Source organism: Domibacillus sp. PGB-M46 (assembly GCF_022668875.1).
Taxonomy (GTDB): Bacteria; Bacillota; Bacilli; order Bacillales; family Domibacillaceae; genus Domibacillus.
Window position 1 is genome coordinate 77195 of record NZ_JAKGCR010000005.1, and the last position, 22483, is coordinate 99677.

20 protein-coding genes are annotated in these 22483 nt (G+C 45.3%); 17 read left to right on the forward strand and 3 right to left on the reverse strand.

Going from position 1 to position 22483, the window contains the following annotated elements:
* Positions 1-117: 117 nt before the first annotated feature.
* Positions 118-1320 (forward strand): argininosuccinate synthase, encoded by a 1203-nt coding sequence (locus L2D08_RS08060; RefSeq protein ID WP_242233250.1) that lies wholly within the window; start codon positions 118-120, stop codon positions 1318-1320.
* A gap of 2 nt (positions 1321-1322) precedes the next feature.
* Positions 1323-2699, forward strand: a complete 1377-nt coding sequence (argH, locus tag L2D08_RS08065) for an argininosuccinate lyase (protein WP_242233251.1) — start codon at positions 1323-1325, stop codon at positions 2697-2699.
* Between the two features lie 69 nt (positions 2700-2768).
* Here argH and L2D08_RS08070 read toward each other — a convergent pair whose 3' ends face one another.
* Complete coding sequence (locus L2D08_RS08070) at positions 2769-3218, reverse strand: universal stress protein (RefSeq protein ID WP_255821888.1); 450 nt, start codon at positions 3216-3218, stop codon at positions 2769-2771.
* 156 nt (positions 3219-3374) lie between these two features.
* On the opposite strand from L2D08_RS08070, the gene L2D08_RS08075 reads away from it, so the two are divergent.
* Both L2D08_RS08075 and L2D08_RS08080 read left to right on the forward strand, forming a co-directional pair.
* A complete protein-coding gene (locus L2D08_RS08075) occupies positions 3375-4055 on the forward strand; it encodes a metal-dependent hydrolase (RefSeq protein ID WP_242233252.1) in 681 nt (226 codons plus the stop codon).
* A 98-nt stretch (positions 4056-4153) separates the two neighbouring features.
* A complete protein-coding gene (locus tag L2D08_RS08080) occupies positions 4154-5467 on the forward strand; it encodes a CBS domain-containing protein (protein ID WP_242233253.1) in 1314 nt (437 codons plus the stop codon).
* Positions 5468-5496: 29 nt separating this feature from the next.
* Here L2D08_RS08080 and L2D08_RS08085 read toward each other — a convergent pair whose 3' ends face one another.
* Positions 5497-5808: a YtpI family protein gene (locus L2D08_RS08085; protein WP_242233254.1), complete on the reverse strand. Its 312-nt coding sequence runs from the start codon at positions 5806-5808 to the stop codon at positions 5497-5499.
* A 97-nt stretch (positions 5809-5905) separates the two neighbouring features.
* On the opposite strand from L2D08_RS08085, the gene L2D08_RS08090 reads away from it, so the two are divergent.
* The 8 genes from L2D08_RS08090 (at position 5906) to pyk (ending at position 16800) form a co-directional block, all read left to right on the forward strand.
* The gene (locus tag L2D08_RS08090) at positions 5906-6841 is read left to right on the forward strand and encodes a DHH family phosphoesterase (protein ID WP_242233255.1); all 936 of its coding nucleotides are present in this window, start codon (positions 5906-5908) and stop codon (positions 6839-6841) included.
* A 74-nt stretch (positions 6842-6915) separates the two neighbouring features.
* Positions 6916-10182: a DNA polymerase III subunit alpha gene (dnaE, locus tag L2D08_RS08095; RefSeq protein ID WP_242233256.1), complete on the forward strand. Its 3267-nt coding sequence runs from the start codon at positions 6916-6918 to the stop codon at positions 10180-10182.
* A gap of 87 nt (positions 10183-10269) precedes the next feature.
* Positions 10270-11508, forward strand: coding sequence for an NADP-dependent malic enzyme (ystJ, locus tag L2D08_RS08100; protein WP_242233257.1), 1239 nt, complete (start codon positions 10270-10272; stop codon positions 11506-11508).
* Positions 11509-12042 (forward strand): FadR/GntR family transcriptional regulator, encoded by a 534-nt coding sequence (locus tag L2D08_RS08105; RefSeq protein WP_242233258.1) that lies wholly within the window; start codon positions 11509-11511, stop codon positions 12040-12042.
* Between the two features lie 12 nt (positions 12043-12054).
* Positions 12055-12930 carry an acetyl-CoA carboxylase, carboxyltransferase subunit beta gene (gene accD / locus L2D08_RS08110; RefSeq protein WP_242233259.1) on the forward strand — a complete coding sequence of 292 codons (876 nt, stop codon included), beginning with the start codon at positions 12055-12057 and terminating at the stop codon, positions 12928-12930.
* Positions 12927-13898 carry an acetyl-CoA carboxylase carboxyl transferase subunit alpha gene (accA, locus tag L2D08_RS08115; RefSeq protein ID WP_242233260.1) on the forward strand — a complete coding sequence of 324 codons (972 nt, stop codon included), beginning with the start codon at positions 12927-12929 and terminating at the stop codon, positions 13896-13898. Before accD ends, accA begins: the two co-directional genes overlap by 4 nt.
* Before the next feature lie 155 nt (positions 13899-14053).
* Complete coding sequence (gene pfkA / locus L2D08_RS08120; RefSeq protein WP_242233261.1) at positions 14054-15013, forward strand: 6-phosphofructokinase; 960 nt, start codon at positions 14054-14056, stop codon at positions 15011-15013.
* Positions 15014-15036: 23 nt separating this feature from the next.
* Positions 15037-16800 carry a pyruvate kinase gene (gene pyk / locus L2D08_RS08125; RefSeq protein ID WP_242233262.1) on the forward strand — a complete coding sequence of 588 codons (1764 nt, stop codon included), beginning with the start codon at positions 15037-15039 and terminating at the stop codon, positions 16798-16800.
* On the opposite strand, the gene L2D08_RS08130 is transcribed toward pyk, so the two are convergent.
* Entirely contained in the window at positions 16787-17806 is a 1020-nt protein-coding gene (locus L2D08_RS08130; protein WP_242233263.1) for an AI-2E family transporter, read from the reverse strand. The genes pyk and L2D08_RS08130 overlap by 14 nt on opposite strands.
* 76 nt (positions 17807-17882) lie before the next feature.
* Here L2D08_RS08130 and L2D08_RS08135 point away from each other — a divergent pair, with 76 nt between their 5' ends.
* The 5 genes from L2D08_RS08135 to mdh all read left to right on the forward strand — a co-directional run bounded on the left by L2D08_RS08135 (position 17883) and on the right by mdh (position 22454).
* Positions 17883-18335, forward strand: a complete 453-nt coding sequence (locus L2D08_RS08135) for a DUF441 domain-containing protein (RefSeq protein ID WP_242233264.1) — start codon at positions 17883-17885, stop codon at positions 18333-18335.
* 70 nt (positions 18336-18405) lie between these two features.
* Positions 18406-18639: a hypothetical protein gene (locus L2D08_RS08140; protein WP_242233265.1), complete on the forward strand. Its 234-nt coding sequence runs from the start codon at positions 18406-18408 to the stop codon at positions 18637-18639.
* A 294-nt stretch (positions 18640-18933) separates the two neighbouring features.
* Positions 18934-20052 (forward strand): citrate synthase, encoded by a 1119-nt coding sequence (gene citZ / locus L2D08_RS08145; RefSeq protein WP_242233266.1) that lies wholly within the window; start codon positions 18934-18936, stop codon positions 20050-20052.
* 112 nt (positions 20053-20164) lie between these two features.
* Positions 20165-21433, forward strand: coding sequence for an NADP-dependent isocitrate dehydrogenase (icd, locus tag L2D08_RS08150; protein ID WP_242233267.1), 1269 nt, complete (start codon positions 20165-20167; stop codon positions 21431-21433).
* 79 nt (positions 21434-21512) lie between these two features.
* On the forward strand, positions 21513-22454 hold the full coding sequence (gene mdh, locus L2D08_RS08155) for a malate dehydrogenase (RefSeq protein WP_242233268.1): 942 nt from the start codon (positions 21513-21515) through the stop codon (positions 22452-22454).
* Positions 22455-22483 lie beyond the last annotated feature (29 nt).

The following is a 22483-nucleotide window of genomic DNA, read 5'->3' on the forward strand; positions in this document are numbered from 1 at the left end:
AGAAAACCACTTGAAAGGCCCCTCTGAACATGATATTCTTTATACATAATATAAGAATAAAAATAAGATTCGTTGAATAAATATACTTTTGTTCGCAAGAAAGAGGAGGAAATATAGATGGGTAAGAAAGTAGTTCTGGCATATTCGGGTGGCCTTGATACATCCGTTGCAATTCCGTGGCTGAAAGAAAAAGGATACGACGTTGTAGCGGTTTGCTTGGACGTCGGCGAAGGAAAAGATCTTGAATTTATTAAAAACAAAGCCCTGCAGGTTGGTGCAGTCGAAAGCTACATGATCGATGCGAAAAAAGAATTCGCGGAAGATTTTGCGCTTGTTGCTTTGCAGGGGCATACATGGTACGAAAACAAGTATCCAGTTGTATCTGCACTGTCTCGTCCGCTTATTTCAAAAAAGCTGGTTGAAATCGCAGAACAAGAAAATGCAACAGCTGTTGCGCACGGATGCACAGGAAAAGGAAACGACCAGGTTCGTTTTGAAGTGGCGATCCGCGCTCTTAATCCAGACCTTGAAGTATTGGCGCCTGTTCGTGACTGGGCTTGGTCACGTGAAGAAGAAATCGAATATGCGAAACAGCATAATGTGCCGGTGCCAATCGGTAAAGAAAGCCCGTTCTCAATTGACCAAAACTTATGGGGACGTGCTAATGAGTGTGGCGCTCTTGAAGATCCTTGGGCAGCACCGCCGCTTGAGGCATACGACTTAACTGCTCACTTAGAAGATACGCCGGATACGCCGGATATCATTGAAATTGATTTTGAAGAAGGGGTTCCAACATCTGTGAATGGTGAAAAAATGGAGCTGGCAGAACTCATTCTTCACTTAAACGAAGTGGCAGGCAAGCACGGTATCGGCCGTATTGACCATATTGAAAACCGCTTGATCGGCATTAAATCGCGTGAAGTATACGAGACTCCGGGTGCGACGACATTGATCACTGCACATAAAGAGCTTGAAGATATTACACTTGTAAAAGAATTGGCTCACTTTAAACCAGTCATTGAAAAACGTTTAACGGAAATTATTTATGACGGTCTTTGGTTTAACCCAATTCGTGAATCGCTTGTTGCGTTTTTAAAAGATACACAGAAATATGTAACAGGCACAGTTCGTGTAAAATTGTTTAAAGGCCATGCAATTGTAGAAGGAAGAAAATCGCCGTATTCATTGTATGATGAAAGCCTTGCAACATACTCGAAAGACGATGCTTTTGACCATGCGTCTGCAGTTGGTTTCATCAACTTATATGGTCTTCCAACGGTTGTGAGTTCACGGGTTCATAAAGAGAAGGGGCTTAAGTAATCATGACGAAAAAGTTATGGGGCGGCCGGTTTCAAAAATCAGCGGAAGAGTGGGTAGACGAATTCGGAGCGTCCATCTCATTTGACCAGGAGCTCGTTTTCGAGGATATCGAAGGCAGCATCGCCCACGTGACCATGCTTGGTGAAACAGGTATTTTAACAAGTGAAGAAATGGAACAAATCAAGTCAGGACTTGAGGCTTTAAAGAAGAAAGCCGAAGCCGGTGAAATCGAGTTTTCGGTTTCGCTTGAAGACATCCATTTAAATTTAGAAAAAGCTTTAATTGATTCGATTGGCCCTGTTGGCGGCAAGCTTCATACCGGAAGAAGCCGGAATGATCAAGTTGCTACAGATATGCATTTGTACCTGAAGAAGCAGGTTAAAAACATTATCGGGCTAATCAGCCAATTTCAATCGGTTTTAGTGGAGAAAGCCGATCAGCACAAAGAAACGATTGCGCCAGGCTACACACACTTGCAGCGGGCGCAGCCGATTTCATTCGGCCATCATTTAATGACATATTTTTGGATGCTGCAGCGTGACAAAGAGCGGTTCACAGAAGCGCTTAAACGGATCGATGTATCACCGCTCGGGGCGGGGGCACTTGCGGGAACAACATTCCCGATTGACCGTGAGCGTTCAGCAGAACTGCTTGGATTCGCCGGCGTCTATCAAAACAGCATGGATGCGGTAAGCGATCGGGATTTCATTCTTGAGTTTTTAAGCGCATCATCCATTTTAATGATGCACTTATCCCGCTTTGCAGAAGAAATTATTTTATGGTCAAGCCAGGAGTTTCGTTTTGTCGAGATGGACGATACGTTCTCAACAGGCTCAAGCATTATGCCGCAAAAGAAAAATCCGGATATGGCAGAGTTGATCCGCGGCAAAACGGGCCGTGTATATGGAAACTTGTTTAGTTTGCTGACGATTTTAAAAGGACTGCCGCTTGCATATAACAAAGATATGCAGGAAGACAAAGAGGGCATGTTTGACACTGTTCATACTGTTCTCGGTTCTTTGAAAATTTTCGCTGGCATGGTGGATACAATGACGGTAAACGAAGACCGCATGAAAGACGCCGTGCAAAATGACTTTTCTAATGCAACAGAGCTTGCGGATTACCTGGCTGCAAAAGGCATCCCATTCCGAGAGGCGCATGAAATCACAGGGAAACTTGTTTTTACGTGCATTCAAAAAGGGTGCTTCCTGCTTGATCTTTCTATGGAAGAGCTGAAAGAAGCATCAAGTGTTATTGAAGAGGATATTTACGGCGTTCTATCTCCGTATGAAGCGGTTAAGAGAAGGAAGTCTCTTGGCGGCACTGGTTTTGACCAAGTAGAAAACCAGATTCAAGCGGCAAAAGAACTGCTTAAATAAAAAGCGTAAGGCGCTGCTATCAGTGGCGCTTTCTATAAAAAAACCGCCAAAGGAGTGGCGGTTTTTTTGTTATTCATCAGGATCATCCGTACGGACAATTAACACATCGCATCCGGCTGCCCGCGTTATATGCTCGGAAACGCTTCCGATCAAAAAGCGTTCCATTGCGTTAAGCCCGGTGGCCCCGCATATAATTAAATCGGCTTCTACATGCTTTGCTACGTTTTTTGGAATAACAGTTTTTGGAGACCCGTATTCAACAAATACATTTATGTTTGTAACACCGGCCGCTGCTGCTTCTTTTTTGTAATCATTTAAGAGTTCATTTCCGTACTTTGTTGCCCGGTCGGCAATGGAACGGTCATACGCTTCAATAGCAGCGAATGAGCGGGTATCAATGACATGGACCAGATTAAGCGAAGCGCCATTTCGTTTGGCGATTTGAATAGACTTTTTAAATGCCCATTCCGCTTCCTTTGACCCATCTACCGCTACTAAGATGTGCTTGTATTTGAGCATAATTCATTCCCCCTTATAGTTTTATTTTACCTCAAAAAAAGGAAATCAAAAGTGATAAGTCTAACATTTCTGTAAACTTTCTTAAAGAGGTTTGGAGATTTTAAAGATAGGGAAAAATCCTCTGATGTATTAAAGATTAAAGAAGGGAGTCTGCTCATGAAAGTATCGTATCATGGACATTCAGTTGTAAAAATCCGATCAAATGGAAAAACAGTTCTGATCGATCCGTTTATTACTGGAAATGATTTAACAGATTTAAGAGCAGATGAACAAAGTCCGGATTTTATTGTTCTTACACACGGACATGGGGACCACGTCGGAGATACGGTTGATATTGCCAGGCGAAGCGGTGCGCTCGTCATTGCAGTCAATGAACTCGCTCTTTACCTGCAGCACCAGGGGATAGAAGCCCATCCGATGCATATTGGCGGAAGCCGTGAATTCGAATTTGGGAAAATCAAATTTACGCAGGCTTTCCATGGCTCAGGGCTTCAGCAGGCAGATGGAACGTTTCTTTATATGGGTATGCCGGCGGGTGTACTGATTATGAATGAAGGAAAAACCGTTTATCACGCAGGTGATACTGCTTTATTTTCCGATATGAAACTAATCGCGGAGCGTCATCCAATCGACCTGGCCTTTCTTCCGATCGGGGACAATTTTACGATGGGGCCGGAAGACGCGGCGGTCGCAGCAGAATTTTTGCAGGCAAAAATAACGGTGCCTATTCATTACGATACATTTCCGCCAATCCGCCAAAATCCTGCAGATTTTGTTTCTAGGGTACAAAACGGAAGCGGCCGGGTAATGACCGTAGGGGAAGTAATCGAGTTATAAAAGCGGAGCCGTCTCAATTGAGGCGGCTTCTTTTTTTTCGCTTTGTTTTGTTCTATAATTGAAAAAGGAATGAGAGCGGAAAGGGACGGGTGGAGCCAGTGACAACAAAACACGAACAAATTCTTCAATATATTGAGGAATTACCGATCGGTGAAAAAATTTCCGTCCGCCAGATTGCCAAAGCGCTGTCGCTTAGTGAAGGGACTGCTTACCGGGCCATAAAGGATGCTGAGACAAAAGGCATGGTCAGTGCGATTGAGCGTGTCGGCACGATTCGGATCGAGCAGAAGAAAAAAGAGAATATTGAAAAGCTGACATTTGCAGAGGTTGTAAATATTGTAGACGGACAAGTGCTTGGCGGGCGGAACGGGTTGTATAAAACATTAAATAAGTTTGTCATCGGAGCAATGCAGCTCGAGGCGATGATGCGCTACACAGGACCAGGCAACCTGCTGATTATTGGTAACCGTGTGAAAGCTCATGAGCTCGCTCTTCAAGCGGGCGCTGCTGTCCTCATTACAGGCGGATTTGAGGCAGGCGACGAAATAAAAAAACTGGCCGATGAGCTGGAGATGCCGGTCATCTCAACAAGCTATGATACATTTACCGTAGCAGCCATGATCAACCGGGCGATCTACGATCAGCTGATCAAAAAAGAAATTGTACTGGTCGGGGATATTTTAACACCAGTGGAAAGCAGTGTATTTCTTCAACTTGGAGATACAGTGGGTGACTGGCTGGATAAAAACAGAGAAACGTCACACAGCCGGTTTCCGGTTGTAGATGAGCACTTAAAGGTATTCGGTATTGTAACGGCGAAGGATATTATGGGAAGCGGCCAGGAAACTGGTGTGGAAAAAGTAATGACAAAACACCCGCTTACCGTCACCTTGAAAACAAGTGTGGCTTCAGCCGCCCATATGATGATCTGGGAAGGAATTGAACTGCTGCCAGTCGTAGACGAACAAAATCGTCTGCAGGGTATTGTCAGCCGCCAGGATGTGCTTAAAGCGATGCAAACCGCACAGCGTCAGCCACAGGCAGCCGAGACCCTCGATGATACGATTGCCAAGCAGCTGATTCTGCCTGAGGATCAAAGCGCAAGCGGCAGTTATCAGTTTGAGGTAACCCCGCAAATGACCAACCAGCTTGGCACGGTTTCTTACGGAGTGTTTACAACAATTGTAACCGAAGCTGCAAATCGCGTTTTGCGTGCACATAAACGCGGGGACCTGGTGGTAGAAAATATCACGATTTACTTTTTAAAACCGATTCAGATGGAGTCCATTCTTACGGTTGCCCCCAAAGTGCTGGAAATTGGCCGTAAGTTCGGGAAAGTAGATGTCGAGGTATATAATGCAGGGGTGCTTGCGGGCAAAGCGATGATGATGTGCCAGTTAATTGATCGATAAAAAAGCAGGCGGCCTGCCTGCTTCCTCGGTTACAGCCGATCCATTTGTTCTGCTTCCTGCCGGGCGAATGGCTGGTAATGCCTATACAATTTAAAACCGGCCGCCATGCTGGCGAATCCGTACAAAATAAAAATGGCGGAAATAATATAGGCGGTTGTAGTCTGCTGAATAAGCAGCGTATTTACGCCAAACATGCCGACAAATAACCCCAGTGCCATACTGGATTTAGCGGACAGCCATTTTCTTTCCATTGGCCGTCTGCTTCTGACATACTGTACTTTATAAAACAAGTAAAACATAAACGATAAAACAATGATGACGACCAACAAGAAATTAGGCATTCGATGTATTCCTCCGTTTTTTGGCTTCCGTTTTTATTGTAACGGGAACAGCGGCGGATTTCCACCGGAAACAAGCCTATAGAGAAGGGGAAAAAAGTTGAAACAACAGATTATTGATAAAATTAAAGAATACGATACGATCATTCTTCACCGTCACGTACGTCCGGACCCGGACGCATACGGATCACAAGGAGGGCTCGCTGAAATAATCCGCGCTACGTTTCCGGAAAAAAACGTTTATACAGTTGGGGCAGAGGAGCAGACGCTTTCTTTTATGCGGCGCCTCGATCAAATTGAAGACAGTGTTTATGAAAATGCGCTCGTCATTGTATGTGATACAGCCAACCAGGCGCGAGTTTGCGATCAGCGTTTCAAACTTGGCAAAGAAGTGATTAAAATTGATCATCATCCAAATGAGGATCCATACGGCGATCTTCTTTGGGTAGAGGAAGATGCGGCAGCGTGCAGCCAGATGATTTATGAACTGTTTAAAACATCTGGCGGACAGCTGAAGATCAATGACGAAGCAGCACGCCTTCTTTATGCAGGTATTGTCAGTGATACAGGGCGTTTTTTATACCCGTCTACGACGATTGAGACTATGCAGTGCGCTGGCGAATTGATGCAGTATGCGTTTGACCGGCAGGAGCTGTTTAACCATTTGTATGAAAAAGACGCACATGTCTTGAAGCTTGAAGGATATATCCTTCAGCATTTTGTGATGGATGAATCGGGTGTAGCGGAAGTGCGGCTGACGAAAGAATTGTTAAAGCAATTCCGTGCTACACAAGCTGAAACCTCTCTGCTTGTCAGTATTTTAAGTGGTGTAAAAGGCATTAAAGCATGGGTCTTCTTTATTGAAGAAGAAGATCAAATCCGCGTGCGCTTCCGCTCAAAGGGACCTGTCATTAATGGGCTGGCGATGAAGCACGGAGGCGGCGGCCATGCGCTTGCGGCAGGGGCAAGTGTGTATTCATGGGAAGAAGCAGACCAAGTTATAGCAGATTTAAAAAATCTTGTAGCAGGACAATAAAGGAGAATTTTTTCTCCTTTCTTTTTATATTAAAAAGAGAACGTATATTCAGATTGTGAGAGGAGTGAAAAGAAGTGATCCAGCTGGAAACGGAAACGGCATACAGCTTTCGCGGCGCGACGCTCACGCCAGAGCAAATCGCTCAAAAAACGCAGGAAGCGGGCCAAAAGGCGGTCGCGCTGACAGATTGGAACAACCTGCATGGAGCTATTCCTTTTTATCTTGCCTGTCAAAAGCGCGGCATTAAGCCTATTATGGGATTAAAAGCGGAAGTAGAGGCCCAGCAGGAGAGTGGTCGGGCATATCCGCTTCTTTTGTACGCGCAAAATGATAATGGCTTTTCAAACTTAATTAAAATTTCCAGTGCTCTGCAGACAAAAGCAGAAGCCGGTCTTCCGCTTCGCTGGCTGAACGGATATGCCAAAGATCTGATTGCCGTCCTGCCAGGCCTGGACGGTGATCCTTCCGGGGAAGCACTGGCTTTTTTTAAAGAAGTTTTTCAGCATTTTTATATTGGGCTTCGTGGAACGCGGGCTGAACGTTTTTTAATAGAAAAAGCAAGGGCTGACGACATTCCGGTTGTAGCCATTGGCCATGTTCAGTATGCCGATCCAGCAGGCGCTTTTGCTTCAGCATGCCTCCAGGCCATCCGGGACAACCGGCTTATTGAACCGGAAGAAGAATTAACGGAAGCGGTGTATTCTTTTAAGTCCGAGGCTGAATGGAAGGAACTCTATCAAGATATTCCGGAAGCAATGGACAATACAGCGGTTATTGCCAGGCTCTGCGATGTAAACATAAAATTTGGCAGCCGCCTTCTTCCTGCATTTCCTCTTCCGGAGGGAGAAAGTGCCGATGAACGGCTGAAAAATTTGTGTATGGAAGGGCTGAGGGATCGAAGTGATCCAGCTTATATAGAACGCCTTTCCTACGAGCTGTCTGTAATCAGCAGAATGAATTTCAGTGATTACTTTTTAATTGTTCATGATTTTGTACACTTTGCCAAAAAACAAGGAATTCTCACAGGACCGGGCCGGGGATCCGCTGCCGGATCTCTTGTAGCCTTTGCCCTTGGTATTACCGCAGTAGATCCTATCCGCCATAATCTCTTGTTTGAGCGGTTTTTAAATCCGGAGCGGATTACGATGCCGGATATTGATATTGACTTTCCGGATTATCGCCGTGATGAGGTAATCCGGTACATCACCCAAAAATATGGAGCTGTTCACGCCGCGCAAATTGTAACGTTCGGTACATTATCAGCTAAAGCGGTGATGAGGGACACAGCCCGGGTCTTCGGTTTTGAAAGCGGAGAATTATCACGGCTGTCAAAGCTTATTCCGTCGACGCCAGGAACAAAGCTTTCACAGGTTAACTTAGGGGGCTGGCGGGCGGAGTCCCCTGTTCATGAACGCATTTATCAAACAGCACTCCGCCTGGAAGGACTGCCGCGCCATACCTCTACACATGCAGCGGGTATCGTAATGACTGAAAAGCCGCTCACTGACCATGTGCCTATCATGAAGGGGCATGACGAGGTGTATTTAACGCAATATCCAATGGAGCCGCTTGAGCAGCTGGGGCTTTTAAAAATAGATTTGCTGGGCTTGCGCAATTTAACAACAATCGAACGGATCATCGCTTCTATTCGAAGAAAAACCGGCCGGAGGATAGACTTATTGTCGCTTTCGCTAGATGATCATGATGTTTTCAAGCTGCTTGGGGAAGGAAAAACAGCCGGTATTTTTCAATTTGAATCTGAAGGAATGAAAAATGTTCTCACGCAGCTGCAGCCAAACCGCTTTGAAGATATGGTGGCCGTGAATGCCTTATACCGGCCCGGCCCAATGGAACAGATTCCCACCTATATTAAACGGCGGCATGGACAGGAATCGCTTCAGTATCCACATCCCGTTTTAAAAGAGATACTAGAGCCGACGTATGGCATCATTGTCTACCAGGAGCAGATTATTCAAATCGCTGTGCAGCTATCCGGCTTCACACCCGGAGAAGCCGATTTGCTGCGCCGTGCTGTAAGCAAAAAGAAAAAAGAGACATTGGAGCAGGAGCGAAAACATTTTGTCAGCGGTGCTGTTCAAAACGGTGTCGATGAAAACATCGCTCTTTTCGTGTACGACTTGATTGTCCGGTTTGCCGACTACGGCTTTAACCGAAGCCATGCGGTTGCCTACAGTATGATCGCATACTGGCTTGCCTGGCTGAAGGTCCATTATCCGGCTCATTTTCTAGCAGCGCTTTTGCAATCTCAAACGGGAAATGAAGAAAAGATGCGGCAGTACGCAGCGGAGGCAGCGGAGTATGATCTTTCTTTTCTCGCACCATCTGTTAATATGAGCAGCTATTCCTTTCAAGCAGAACAAGATGGAATTAGATTTGGTCTTGTGCCGGTAAAAGGAGTGGGCCAGACGGTTGCCAAAACGATTATAGAGGAGCGCAAAGAGGGCCGTTTTCAGGATTTATTTGATTTCTGCCAGCGGGTTCCGGCGAATATTGTAAATCGGAAAGCAATCGAATCACTGATTTATGCGGGAGCGATGGATGAGTTTGGCCAGGATCGTGCGGTGCTGCTGGCCAGTATTGATGCGGCCATAGAACACGCAGCTCTTATTCAGCCGGACGAAGGGAGTTTATTTGAAGGGCTTGGTGTATCGTTCCATCCTAAATATGCGGATGTAACTGGACTTCCCGTAGATATAAAACTGGAAAAAGAACGGGAAATGCTCGGTCTGTATGTTTCGGATCACCCGATAGCGATTCATCGAAAGGTGCTTGCTCAAGCCGGTGCCGTTCCGGTGATAAAGGTTCAATCCGGCCGAAAGGTCATCACAGCAGGAATGATCGGAAGCATTCGTGAGATCCGTACGAAAAAAGGAGATAAAATGGCTTTTTCCTCTCTTGCAGATGAAACAGGAGAGCGGGAAATGATCTTGTTTCCGGAAGCGTACCGAAAACATGGCCCATTTATTGAAAAAGGGAAAGCTGTACTTGTAAAAGGATCAGCAGAAGAACGAAACGGCAGTCTCCAGCTTATTGTTCATTCTCTGGAACCGATTCAAGAAGGAATAAACAAAACGATGGAGAAAAAACAAGTTCTTTTTATCCAGCTGCCGGAGGGAAAAGGAGAAAGTGAGCTGGCAGGCTGGGTAGTGGAAGAGCTTCAGCTTTATCCGGGCCAGGCCTCGGTGGTGATCCATTATGAACGGACGAAGGAAACGGTAAGGCTCGGGCCGAAGTATAAAGTGTCACCGAAAGAAGAATTGATTGAGGGGCTGAAAAAAAAGTGTGGAACACGCAACGTTGTGCTTAAATCTTTTGACTAACCTTTACAATTCGGGGTGAATCGTTTAAAGTATTATATTGAATTGTGTGGTCTGACCACTTGAAGGAGAAAAAGAGGAGCTGGCAGAATGTCGAATCGGGAAGAAGCGCTTCAAATGCATAAAGAAAATCACGGTAAATTGTCGACCGGTATTAAAACAGTTGTGAAAAATGCAAAAGACTTAAGTCTTGCTTATTCACCCGGTGTGGCAGAGCCGTGCAAAGAAATTTATGAAAAGCCAGAAACTGTGTATGATTATACAATGAAAGGCAATATGGTAGCGGTTGTCTCAGACGGCACTGCAGTGCTTGGACTGGGCAATATCGGCCCGGAAGCCTCTCTTCCGGTAATGGAAGGAAAAGCTGTGCTGTTTAAGAGCTTTGCAGGCGTAGATGCTTTTCCAGTCTGCTTAAACTCAACGGATCCAGAAAAAATCATTGAAACGGTTAAAATGATGGAGCCGACATTTGGCGGCGTAAACTTAGAAGATATTGCGGCTCCGAACTGCTTTGTGATTGAGGAGCGGCTGAAGAAAGAAACAAATATCCCTGTTTTCCATGATGATCAGCACGGTACTGCTATTGTGACAGTAGCCGGTTTAATTAATGCCCTTAAGCTGGCAGGGAAAAAGATGACGGACATTAAAGTAGTGGCGAATGGCGCGGGTGCGGCAGGTATTGCTATTATTAAATTATTAAAAGGATATGGCGTGCAAAATATTATTATGTGTGACTCGCGCGGAGCCATTTACGAAGGGCGTCCAGATGGCATGAATTCCGTAAAAGACGAAGTAGCGAAGTTTACGAACCGCGAGAAAAAAGCCGGCAGCCTTGCTGATATTATTGAAGGAGCGGACGTATTTATCGGAGTATCGGTAGCGGGTGCACTGACGAAAGAAATGATCCAAACGATGAACGAAGAACCTATTATTTTTGCGATGGCAAACCCGACACCAGAAATTATGCCGGAAGAAGCAAAAGCAGCCGGAGCAAAAGTAATCGGAACCGGCCGTTCTGATTTTCCGAACCAAGTAAACAATGTGCTGGCTTTTCCGGGTATTTTCCGCGGGGCATTAGATGTCCGTGCCACACATATAAATGAAAAAATGAAACAAGCTGCTGTAGAAGCGATTGCCAGCCTTGTGGCTGAAGAAGACCTTCATGCCGATTATGTAATTCCAGGTCCTTTTGACCCCCGGGTTGCGCCTGCCGTAGCAGCGGCTGTAGCAAAAGCCGGCATGGAAACAGGCGTGGCGCGCCGGAAAGTAGAACCGGAGGATGTTCGCCAAAGAACCATGCAGCTGTCATTGATTGGCAAAGGTGAATAAATGACTGATTCTTTGCGCCCGCCATCAAAATTTTTGGCTGCCATTGCACAAATTCAGGAAATGATCAAAAGGGACCGCCTTCGGCCCGGAGATAAAATCCCTTCAGAGCGCGAGCTTTCAGACAAGCTTTCTATCGGGCGTTCCTCAGTTCGTGAAGCATTGCGGGCGCTCGAGCTGCTGGGGCTTATTGAAACGCGGCGCGGCGAAGGGACTTTTCTGCGTGACTTCAAAGACCATCAGCTTGTCCCGCTTATCGGTACCTTTCTTTTTGATGGCGACCAAGCAAAAGAAGATCTTCACGATGTAAAGGCGATCTTGGAGCTCGGCTGTCTCGCCGTTTTGGCGGGAAAAGCCGATTTAGATTCAATAGAGCTGACAGGTTCTTTTGAAGAGCTGACAGGTAAAACCGGCAATCGGCTCCTGCAAAACATATGGATGATTATTTCAAATTACGCAGGAAGAGATCCGGACCATGAACGGCTCCAAAAGCTGCTGGCATCAGCCAGACAAATTCAGTATTCAAAACGCCAGTAAAGGGGTGGGACAATGGCGATTAAAAATATGTTTACCAAACAAAAACCAAAAAAAATAAAATATGCAACCATTCCTTCGGAGGCAGCCAAGCAGGATGTTCCAGAAGGCATCATGCAAAAGTGTCCGAAGTGCAAAAAGATCATGTATACAAAAGAACTCGAAAAAAATCTTCATGTTTGCATGGGCTGCGGATATCATTATCCGATGAAGGCGTTTGAACGGATCGAAAGCCTTCTTGATGAAGGATCTTTCCGTGAACTTGATGCGGAGCTGTCAACAGCTAATCCGCTCGGGTTTCCTGATTATGAAGAAAAAATAGCGGCCGACCGAAAGAAAACCGGGCTGAATGAAGCGATTGTCACAGGCGTTGGCGCCATCGATGGCCATCGGGCCGCTTTTGCGTTCATGGACTCATCTTTCCGGATGGGCAGCATGGGTTCAGTGGTGGGTGAGAAAATCACCCGTGCTGTTGAAGAAGCGATCCGCCTGCAAGTTCCTTTTATTATCTTTACCGCTTCCGGCGGAGCGCGGATGCAGGAAGGCGTTTTATCGCTGATGCAAATGGCGAAAACAGGGGCTGCTTTTAAGCGTCTCAGCGACCGGGGCGGACTTATTATTTCTGTAATGACGCATCCGACAACAGGCGGCGTATCGGCGAGCTTTGCATCTCTCGGCGACTTTAACTTTGCAGAGCCGGGTGCGCTGATTGGATTTGCCGGGCGGCGGATTATTGAGCAAACCATTCGCGAAAAGCTGCCGGAAGATTTTCAAACAGCTGAATTTTTGCTTCAGTGCGGACAGCTTGATGCCGTTCTGCACAGAAAAGAAATGAAAGAAAAGCTTTCATTTTTACTCGATATCCATCAAACGGGCGGTGTAAAACAATGACAGGACTTGAATTTGAAAAGCCGGTCCGTGACCTGCAGGAAAAAATAGCGGAGCTCAAAAATTTCACCTCCAGCTCTGATGTAGACTTGTCAGATGAAATTGAAAAGCTTGAGCTGCGCTTAAAGAAGCTTGAAGACGACATTTACAACAGCATGACACCTTGGGACCGTGTTCAAATGGCACGCCATCCAAACCGTCCAACCACACTGGATTACATTCCTTTCTTGTTTGAAGGATTTTTTGAACTTCATGGAGACCGTGCATACGGCGATGATGCAGCCATCGTAGCGGGGGTGGCAAAGTACCACGGCCAGCCGGTAACGGTGATTGGGCATCAGCGGGGACGCGATACAAAAGAAAATATTCAGCGTACGTTTGGCATGCCCCACCCGGAAGGCTACCGGAAAGCACTTCGTTTAATGAAACAGGCAGAAAAGTTTAAACGACCGATCATTTGCTTAATTGATACAAAAGGTGCCTATCCGGGCAAAGCGGCGGAGGAGCGGGGACAAAGTGAAGCCATTGCCCGTAATATTTTTGAAATGGCCGGCTTAACCGTACCAATTATCTGCATTGTTATTGGTGAAGGAGGTAGTGGGGGAGCTTTAGCACTCGGTGTCGGTGACCGTCTGTTTATGCTTGAAAACTCTACGTACTCGGTTATCTCGCCCGAGGGAGCAGCCGCTTTATTATGGAAAGACGCGAGTCTCGCGAAGCGTGCAGCAGAAACGATGAAAATTACAGCCCGGGATTTGCGCTCACTCGGTATTGTGGATGAAATTATTCCAGAGGTGCGGGGCGGGGCACACCGTGATGCAAAAGAGCAGGCGCAGCTGATTGACCAAGTGTTGTATCCGGCCATGAAAGAGCTGCAGAGCATTGATCATGCAAACCTGGTTGACCGGCGTTATGAAAAATACAAACGAATCGGCGGCTATGCTGAACAAACAACCGGCCTGAATAATTAATATTCAGGACCGGTTTTTTCCATGCATAGACATTTTCTTGGTGGTAACGCTTACTTGTTGAGTAAACATTGTGAACGGGAAAACGTTCTGTTATCTTAAAAGAGGGTAGGCATACAAAAGATGCAACTGACAAAAATTTTTAGAGGTGACAAGATATGAAACGAATTGGTGTGTTAACAAGTGGCGGGGATGCACCTGGAATGAATGCAGCCGTGCGTGCTGTTGTCCGGAAAGCGATTTACCACGACATGGAAGTATTTGGTGTTTATCAGGGATATCATGGCTTAATTAATGGGCATATTAAACAATTAGATCGTGGTTCGGTCGGCGATATTATTCACCGAGGCGGAACGATGCTGCGTTCAGCCCGCTGTTTGGAATTTAAAACGCTTGAAGGCCAAAAGCAAGGCATCGAGCAAATGGAGAAGTTTGGGATCGAAGGGTTAGTGGTAATCGGTGGAGACGGTTCTTACATGGGTGCGAAAGCATTAACAGAACACGGTTTTCCATGTGTCGGAGTGCCTGGAACAATCGATAACGACATTCCCGGAACAGAATTTACAATTGGCTTTGATACAGCTTTAAATACAGTCATCGATGCGATCGATAAAATCCGGGATACAGCCAGCTCCCATGAGCGCACATTCATTGTAGAAGTAATGGGCCGTCATGCCGGTGATCTAGCGCTTTGGTCAGGCCTTGCAGGCGGTGCGGAAACAATCCTTATTCCGGAAGCACCCTACGATATGAACAAAATTGCGGCCAAGCTGAAACGCAGCCAGGAGCGCGGTAAAAAACACAGTATTATCGTCGTAGCAGAAGGAGTCATGACAGGCAGCAAGTTTGGTGCTATTATTGAAGAGTTGACAGGATTCGACACGCGTGTTTCCGTTTTGGGCCATATGCAGCGCGGAGGTTCACCAAGCGCAGCAGACCGAGTGCTCGCCAGCCGTCTTGGTGCACATGCAGTGGAATTACTTCTAGAAGGAAAAGGCGGTCGTGCTGTCGGGATCGAACAAAACCAAATTGTTGATTACGACATTATTGAGGCTCTCTCAAAACCGCATAAAGTCGATCAGCGTATGTATGAATTATCGCAAGAACTGTCGATTTAATCACAAAAATGGAGGAACTATCAATGCAAAAAACGAAAATCGTCTGTACAATTGGACCAGCAAGCGAAAGCCTTGAAACGCTTCAATCATTAATGAACGCAGGCATGAATGTTGCACGCTTAAACTTTTCTCACGGAAGCCATGAAGAGCATGGAGCGCGTATTCAAAACATTCGCCAAGCAGCAAAAAACACAGGGAAAACTGTTGCGATTTTACTCGATACAAAAGGTCCTGAAATTCGCACACATAACATGGAAAACGGAGCCATTGATCTTGAAAGCGGCAAAGATGCTGTAATTTCCATGACAGAAGTATTGGGGACACCTGAAAAGTTTTCGATTACTTACTCAGGTTTGATTGATGATGTGGAGCCAGGTTCAAGTATTTTGCTTGATGACGGCTTGATTGGTCTTTTAGTTACAGGCATTGATCGTGAAAAAGGCGAAATCGGCGTTCGAATTTTAAACAGCGGTACATTAAAAAATAAAAAAGGTGTAAACGTACCAGGCGTTTCTGTTAAATTGCCGGGTATTACAGAAAAAGATGCGGACGATATCCGTTTTGGTATCGAGCAGGGTGTCGACTTTATCGCTGCTTCTTTTGTACGCCGCACATCTGACGTATTGGATATTCGTGAGCTGCTGGAAAAAAACAATGCTACTCACATTCAAATCATCCCGAAAATTGAAAACCAAGAAGGTGTTGATAACATCGATGACATTCTTGAAGTATCAGACGGGCTGATGGTTGCACGTGGTGATCTTGGTGTGGAAATTCCGGCTGAAGAAGTGCCGATTGTGCAAAAGCAACTGATTAAAAAGTGTAATCTCCTTGGCAAACCAGTTATTACGGCTACACAAATGCTTGATTCTATGCAGCGTAATCCGCGTCCAACACGTGCGGAAGCAAGTGACGTAGCAAATGCGATTTTTGATGGAACAGATGCGATTATGCTGTCAGGTGAAACAGCAGCCGGTGCATATCCGCTTGAAGCAGTAAAAACGATGCACAACATCGCAGTCCGCGCGGAAGCAGAGCTGCAAATGAGAGATATTCCGCCTCGCCGCCGCAACAATACAGGCCGTATGACTATGACAGACGCTATTGGCCAGTCTGTAGCTAAAACGGCGGAAGCATTGGAAGTAAAAGCGATTATCGCGCCAACGTCAAGCGGACATACTGCACGGATGATTTCACGTTACCGTTCTAAAGCATCTATCTATGCTGTAACAGACAGCGAACGCGTAATGAGAAGCTTATCACTTGTCTGGGGCGTATTCCCGGTAATGGGGCTTAGTGTGTCTTCAACAGATGATATGCTGGATAACGCGATTGTCCACTGCCTTGATGAAGGGCTGATCAGCCACGGTGAGCTTGTTGTTATTACAGCGGGTGTACCGGTAGGTGAATCTGGAACAACGAACTTAATGAAAATTCATGTTGTTGGTGACATTCTTGTGAAAGCACAAGGTATCGGCCGTCATTCAGCATATGGAAGAGTTGTGACAGCTAAAACAGCTTCTGAAGCCATTGAAAAAGTAAAGCCGGGCGATATTCTTGTCACATACGGAACAGATCGTGAAATGATGCCTGCCATTGAAAAATGCAGTGCCCTTATTACAGAAGAAGGCGGGTTAACAAGCCATGCAGCTGTAGTTGGCATCAATCTTGGCATTCCGGTTATCGTGGATGTTGAGGGAGCCCTTAATACGTTCTCAGATGGACAGGAAATTACAGTAGATGCGGCACGCGGTATTATTTACAACGGTCACGCTAACGTTTTGTAAAAAACAAACCAGCTTGATGGATAGACAAACCAAGAAGCAAAAATAAGGGTGCTGTGATGAGCCCGAAAATGCCGGTTAAATGGTAGCCTGCAAATGCTGCAAACAAAACGGCCAGGGGATGAAGACCCGCTGAATCGGAAACAAGCTTCGGTTCAAGCAGCTGGCGTACAAGAACAAGGGTCGTATATAAAACAGCAGTGAAAATGGCTGCGTGGGTTTGTCCAGTAAGAAGGCAGAAGAAAATCCAGGGTACAAACAAAAGGATAGAGCCGACAATGGGAATAAACTCAAGAACGGCTGTTAAAAAAGCCAGCTCCAGTATATGTGGAGTACCCAGCAGAAAAAAGCCTGCGCATGCTGCTGTAAAAGTAACAGTAAACAGCTTTAATTGTGCGTATCCATAGGCGTACAAGGAAAAAGAAAAGGTATTGGCTGCACGGGCTGTTTTGGCACGGATGGATTCGGGCAAAAGAGAGAGGAAAAAAGAGCCGTCTTTTGCCATGAAAAAAGCAGCCAGCAGAGCAATCAGCAATTGGGTAGCTGTACCTGGAAGTGAGAGAAAGTAAAAAGTGCCTGCAAGAAGCCACTTTCCAGCGGATTCCTCAACGGTGTGAGCAGCCGCCGTTTCGACCGTGTGCAGATATTGCAGCAAAAGAGCAAGCTGGTCTTTGGTTAAAAAATTCATCATGCTTTGAAGCAGCTGCTCCAAATGTATAACGGCAATAGGAATATAATGAGGAATCACCGTATGCAGATGGGAAACGGTCCGGGCGCTAATCCAGGCGAACAGCAGGCACCCCGCTGACAGAAGCAGAAGAATCCAGACCATTGATACACATACAGCCACTGTCCGGGAGGCATTCGTTTTCCTTTGAATAAAGTGGGCTGGTCTATGTAACACAGCGGCAAAAAATGCCCCAGCTAAAAATGGCTTGAAAATTGGCAGGAGCCAGTAAATAAGCAGAAAAATTGCACTGGCAATAAGATATTGAACAATGATCCGCATGGTACATGCCCCCGTTTCTATACTACTCGTATGAGAAAAAGGGCACGGCCATGCGTCTTTTTTTAGGAGTGAAGTTATGCAGGCGTTTTTATTTTTGCTTCTGCTGACAGTGATCAGCATTGTAGCCAAAAACCAATCATTGCTTATTGCTTCGGCATTCTTACTGGCCTTAAAAGCAATAGGCCTCGATCTGAAGTGGTTTGATATGATGCAGAAAAACGGAATAAACTGGGGGGTTACGGTAATCACCATTGCGGTACTCGTCCCCATTGCAACAGGGGCGATTGGCTTTAGGGAATTGGGCGCGGCTCTGAAATCACCGTATGCCTGGATCGCCCTTACAGCAGGCATTTTAGTAGCGCTCATTGCAAAAGGAGGAATCGTGCTTTTAGCCGATGATCCCCATATTACAACAGCGCTGGTGCTTGGCACCGTATTAGCAGTCGCTCTTTTTAATGGAGTTCCAGTCGGGCCGTTAATTGGTGCCGGCATCGCGTATTATGCAATGAAGGTGTTTTCTGTACTTTAGCAGAAAAAATGAAACTTTTTCAATACTTCACCGTATGAATACACAATAAGATAAAAAGGAGCTGGATGTGTTGTTAAACAAAAATCCGGGTATTGCCGCTGTCTTAAGTGTATTCTGGACGGGTGTCGGGCAAATTTATAACGGCCAGATTATGAAAGGTTTAATTTTAATTGTTGTGCAGATGATTAATGCAGCCTTGATGTTTGTGCTGATTGGGTTTATCACTTATCCGCTTGTATGGATCTGGGGCATTTATGATGCTTACAAAACAGCGGACAGAATGAACAGACGGTCTGACTTTTAAACTAAAACTTACTATAATACCATAAATTCCGGGTATGTTACGCCCGGAATTTTACTGTTTTCAAAAAAATTCGAACAATTTGGCACGTTTTGATTCACAAACTTGCTCACATTGTTTATAATAAGCAATGTAAGCGCACACCTTTTTGAACATTTAAGTAATTTTGTTTTAAAAGGAGCACGTAATTTACATATGCTTTTTTATTTATAAAATGGTACTGAGCAGTTGCTCGGCATACATATACAAATAAAAAAGCGGGTAACGGGGAAATAAACAAGCGAAGGAGAGATAATTATGACTACTGCACGCGGACTCGAGGGAGTAGTGGCTACAACATCATCTGTCAGCTCTATCATTGATGACACACTTACATACGCAGGATACAATATTGATGATCTGACAGAGAATGCAAGCTTTGAAGAAGTAATTTATTTACTTTGGCATCGCCGTCTTCCAACACAAGCGCAGCTGGATGAACTGAAAGAGCAGCTTTCGGAAAACTATACCATTCCAAAAGAAATTTTGGATCATTTTAAAATGTATCCAATTGAGAAAGTTCATCCAATGGCGGCGCTTCGTTCATCTGTGTCACTGCTTGGCCTTTACGATGAAGAAGCTGATGTTATGACAGATGAAGCCAACTACCGCAAAGCCATTCGCATCCAGGCGAAGATTCCGGCGCTTGTGACAGCATTCTCACGCATTCGTAAAGGGGAAGAGCCGATTGCACCGAAAAAGGAGTACGGTATTGCCGCAAACTTCTTGTATATGCTTTCTGGTAATGAACCAACAGCCGTAGAAGTTGAAGCATTTGATAAAGCCCTTGTTCTTCACGCAGATCATGAGCTTAATGCGTCTACTTTTACAGCCCGTGTATGTGTCGCTACTTTGTCAGATATGTATTCAGGTGTAACTGCAGCTCTTGGCGCTTTAAAAGGGCCTCTTCATGGCGGCGCAAATGAGCAGGTTATGAAAATGCTTACAGAAATCGGTTCAGCAGATAATGTAGAACCGTATATTCTTGAGAAACTCAATAACAAAGAAAAGATCATGGGCTTCGGTCACCGCGTATACCGCCAGGGCGATCCACGGGCTAAACACCTTCGTGAAATGTCTAAGCGTTTAACAGAGCAAAACGGTGAAGCAGAGCTTTATAACATGTCTATCGAAATTGAAAGTCTTGTTACAGGAAGCAAAAACCTGCCGCCAAACGTAGACTTCTATTCAGCATCCGTTTATCACAGCCTTGGTATTGAGCATGATTTGTTCACGCCTATCTTTGCTGTAAGCCGTGCATCGGGATGGATTGCACATATTCTTGAACAGTATGCCAACAACAGACTGATCCGTCCGAGAGCTGAATATACAGGTCCGGATATGCAAAAATACGTACCTATTGGCGAACGTGTATAATTAAGAAAGCATTTGCAAAAAAATAAATAACTAGTGTAATATGAAAGATGGTAAACACGGGTTAGAGAAATTTTCTCTAGCCTTTGAACATGGAATTGGAGGGAAAGGCAAGATGACTCAAGGCGAAAAAATTTCAATGCAAGATGGCGTACTAAATGTACCAAACAATCCAATCGTTCCTTTTATTGAAGGCGATGGAATTGGCCCTGATATTTGGGCAGCTGCTTCACGCGTTTTAGATGCAGCGGTTGAAAAAGCGTACAATGGCGAAAAGAAAATCGTTTGGAAAGAAGTTCTTGCGGGTGAAAAAGCCTTTAACCAAACAGGCGAATGGCTTCCAAAAGAAACGCTTGAGCAAATTGACGAGTATTTGATCGCAATTAAAGGTCCACTTACAACGCCAGTTGGCGGCGGAATCCGTTCATTGAACGTAGCACTTCGCCAGGAATTGGATCTTTTCACATGCCTTCGTCCTGTTCGTTATTTCGATGGCGTACCTTCACCAGTAAAACGTCCTGAAGATACTGATATGGTCATCTTCCGTGAAAACACAGAAGATATTTATGCAGGTATTGAGTATGCTGAAGGATCAGATGAAGTGAAAAAAGTGATCGAGTTCTTGAAAAACGAAATGGGCGTTAACAAAATCCGTTTCCCTGAAACATCTGGTATTGGTATTAAACCTGTATCAAAAGAAGGAACACAGCGTCTGGTGCGTGCGGCGATCAACTACGCAATCAAAGAAGGCCGTAAATCTTTAACGCTTGTTCACAAAGGCAACATCATGAAATTCACAGAAGGTGCATTTAAAAACTGGGGCTATGAGCTTGCTGAAAAAGAATTTGGCGATAAAGTGTTCACTTGGGCACAATACGACAAAATCAAAGAAGCTGAAGGCACAGAAGCCGCAAACAAAGCACAATCTGAAGCGGAAGCTGCAGGCAAAATTATCGTAAAAGATTCTATTGCCGATATCTTCTTACAACAAATTTTAACTCGTCCGAAAGAGTTTGATGTCGTAGCGACAATGAACTTGAACGGAGACTATATTTCTGATGCGCTTGCAGCTCAAGTAGGCGGAATTGGAATCGCACCAGGTGCCAATATCAACTATGAAACTGGCCATGCAATTTTCGAAGCAACACACGGTACTGCGCCGAAATATGCAGGTCTTGATAAAGTAAATCCATCATCTGTTTTGTTGTCAGGCGTTTTGCTTCTTGAGCACCTTGGCTGGAATGAAGCAGCAACTGCGATTACAAAATCAGTTGAAAAAACAATTTCTTCGAAGGTTGTTACATATGACTTTGCCCGCTTAATGGACGGGGCAACAGAAGTTAAATGTTCTGAGTTCGCAGACGAATTGATTAAAAACCTGTAATGTTGATTGATGCTCTCCCCAAAAGGAGAGCATCTTGCATAATATTTGGTTCCACCATAATTAAAGGAGGAGTTTTATTATGACAGCATATAACCGTAAAAAGGTTTCTGTAATCGGGGGCGGCTTTACTGGTGCTACAACGGCATTTCTTCTGGCGCAAAAAGAGCTGGCAGACGTTGTTCTTGTCGATATCCCGCAGGCAGAGGGCCCAACAAAAGGCAAAGCACTTGATATGCTTGAAGCAAGCCCTGTCCAAGGATTTGATGCAAATATTACCGGCACGTCTGATTATGCTGAAACAGCAGATTCAGATATCGTCATTATTACAGCAGGTATTGCACGCAAACCAGGCATGAGCCGTGACGATCTTGTTCAAACAAACCAAAAGGTTATGAAATCTGTTACGTCTGAAATTGTAAAATATTCTCCAAACTGTACAATTATCGTTTTAACAAACCCGGTTGATGCGATGACATACACCGTTTTAAAAGAATCGGGCTTCCCGAAAAGCCGTGTAATCGGCCAATCAGGTGTCCTGGATACAGCTCGTTTCCGCACATTCGTTGCACAAGAGCTTAAGATTTCTGTAAAAGACATTACAGGATTTGTTCTTGGCGGGCACGGAGACGACATGGTTCCGCTCGTACGCTATTCTTACGCAGGCGGGATTCCGCTTGAAACACTTATTCCAAAGGACCGCCTAGATGCCATTGTTGAGCGTACGCGTAAAGGCGGCGGTGAAATTGTCCAGCTTTTAGGCAACGGTTCAGCGTATTACGCACCGGCTGCGTCACTTGTTGAAATGACTGAAGCGATTTTAAAAGATCAGCGCCGCATTTTGCCGGCAATTGCGTATCTCGAAGGTGAGTATGGCTACAATGATTTATATTTAGGCGTTCCGACCATTCTAGGCGGCAACGGCATTGAAAAAATCATTGAGCTTGAATTAACTGCAGAAGAGCAAGCAGGTCTTGACAGATCTGCTGAAGCTGTACGCAGCGTGATGTCTGTTCTTTCTTAAATCAAGTGCAAAAAAAGAACCTGCCGTAA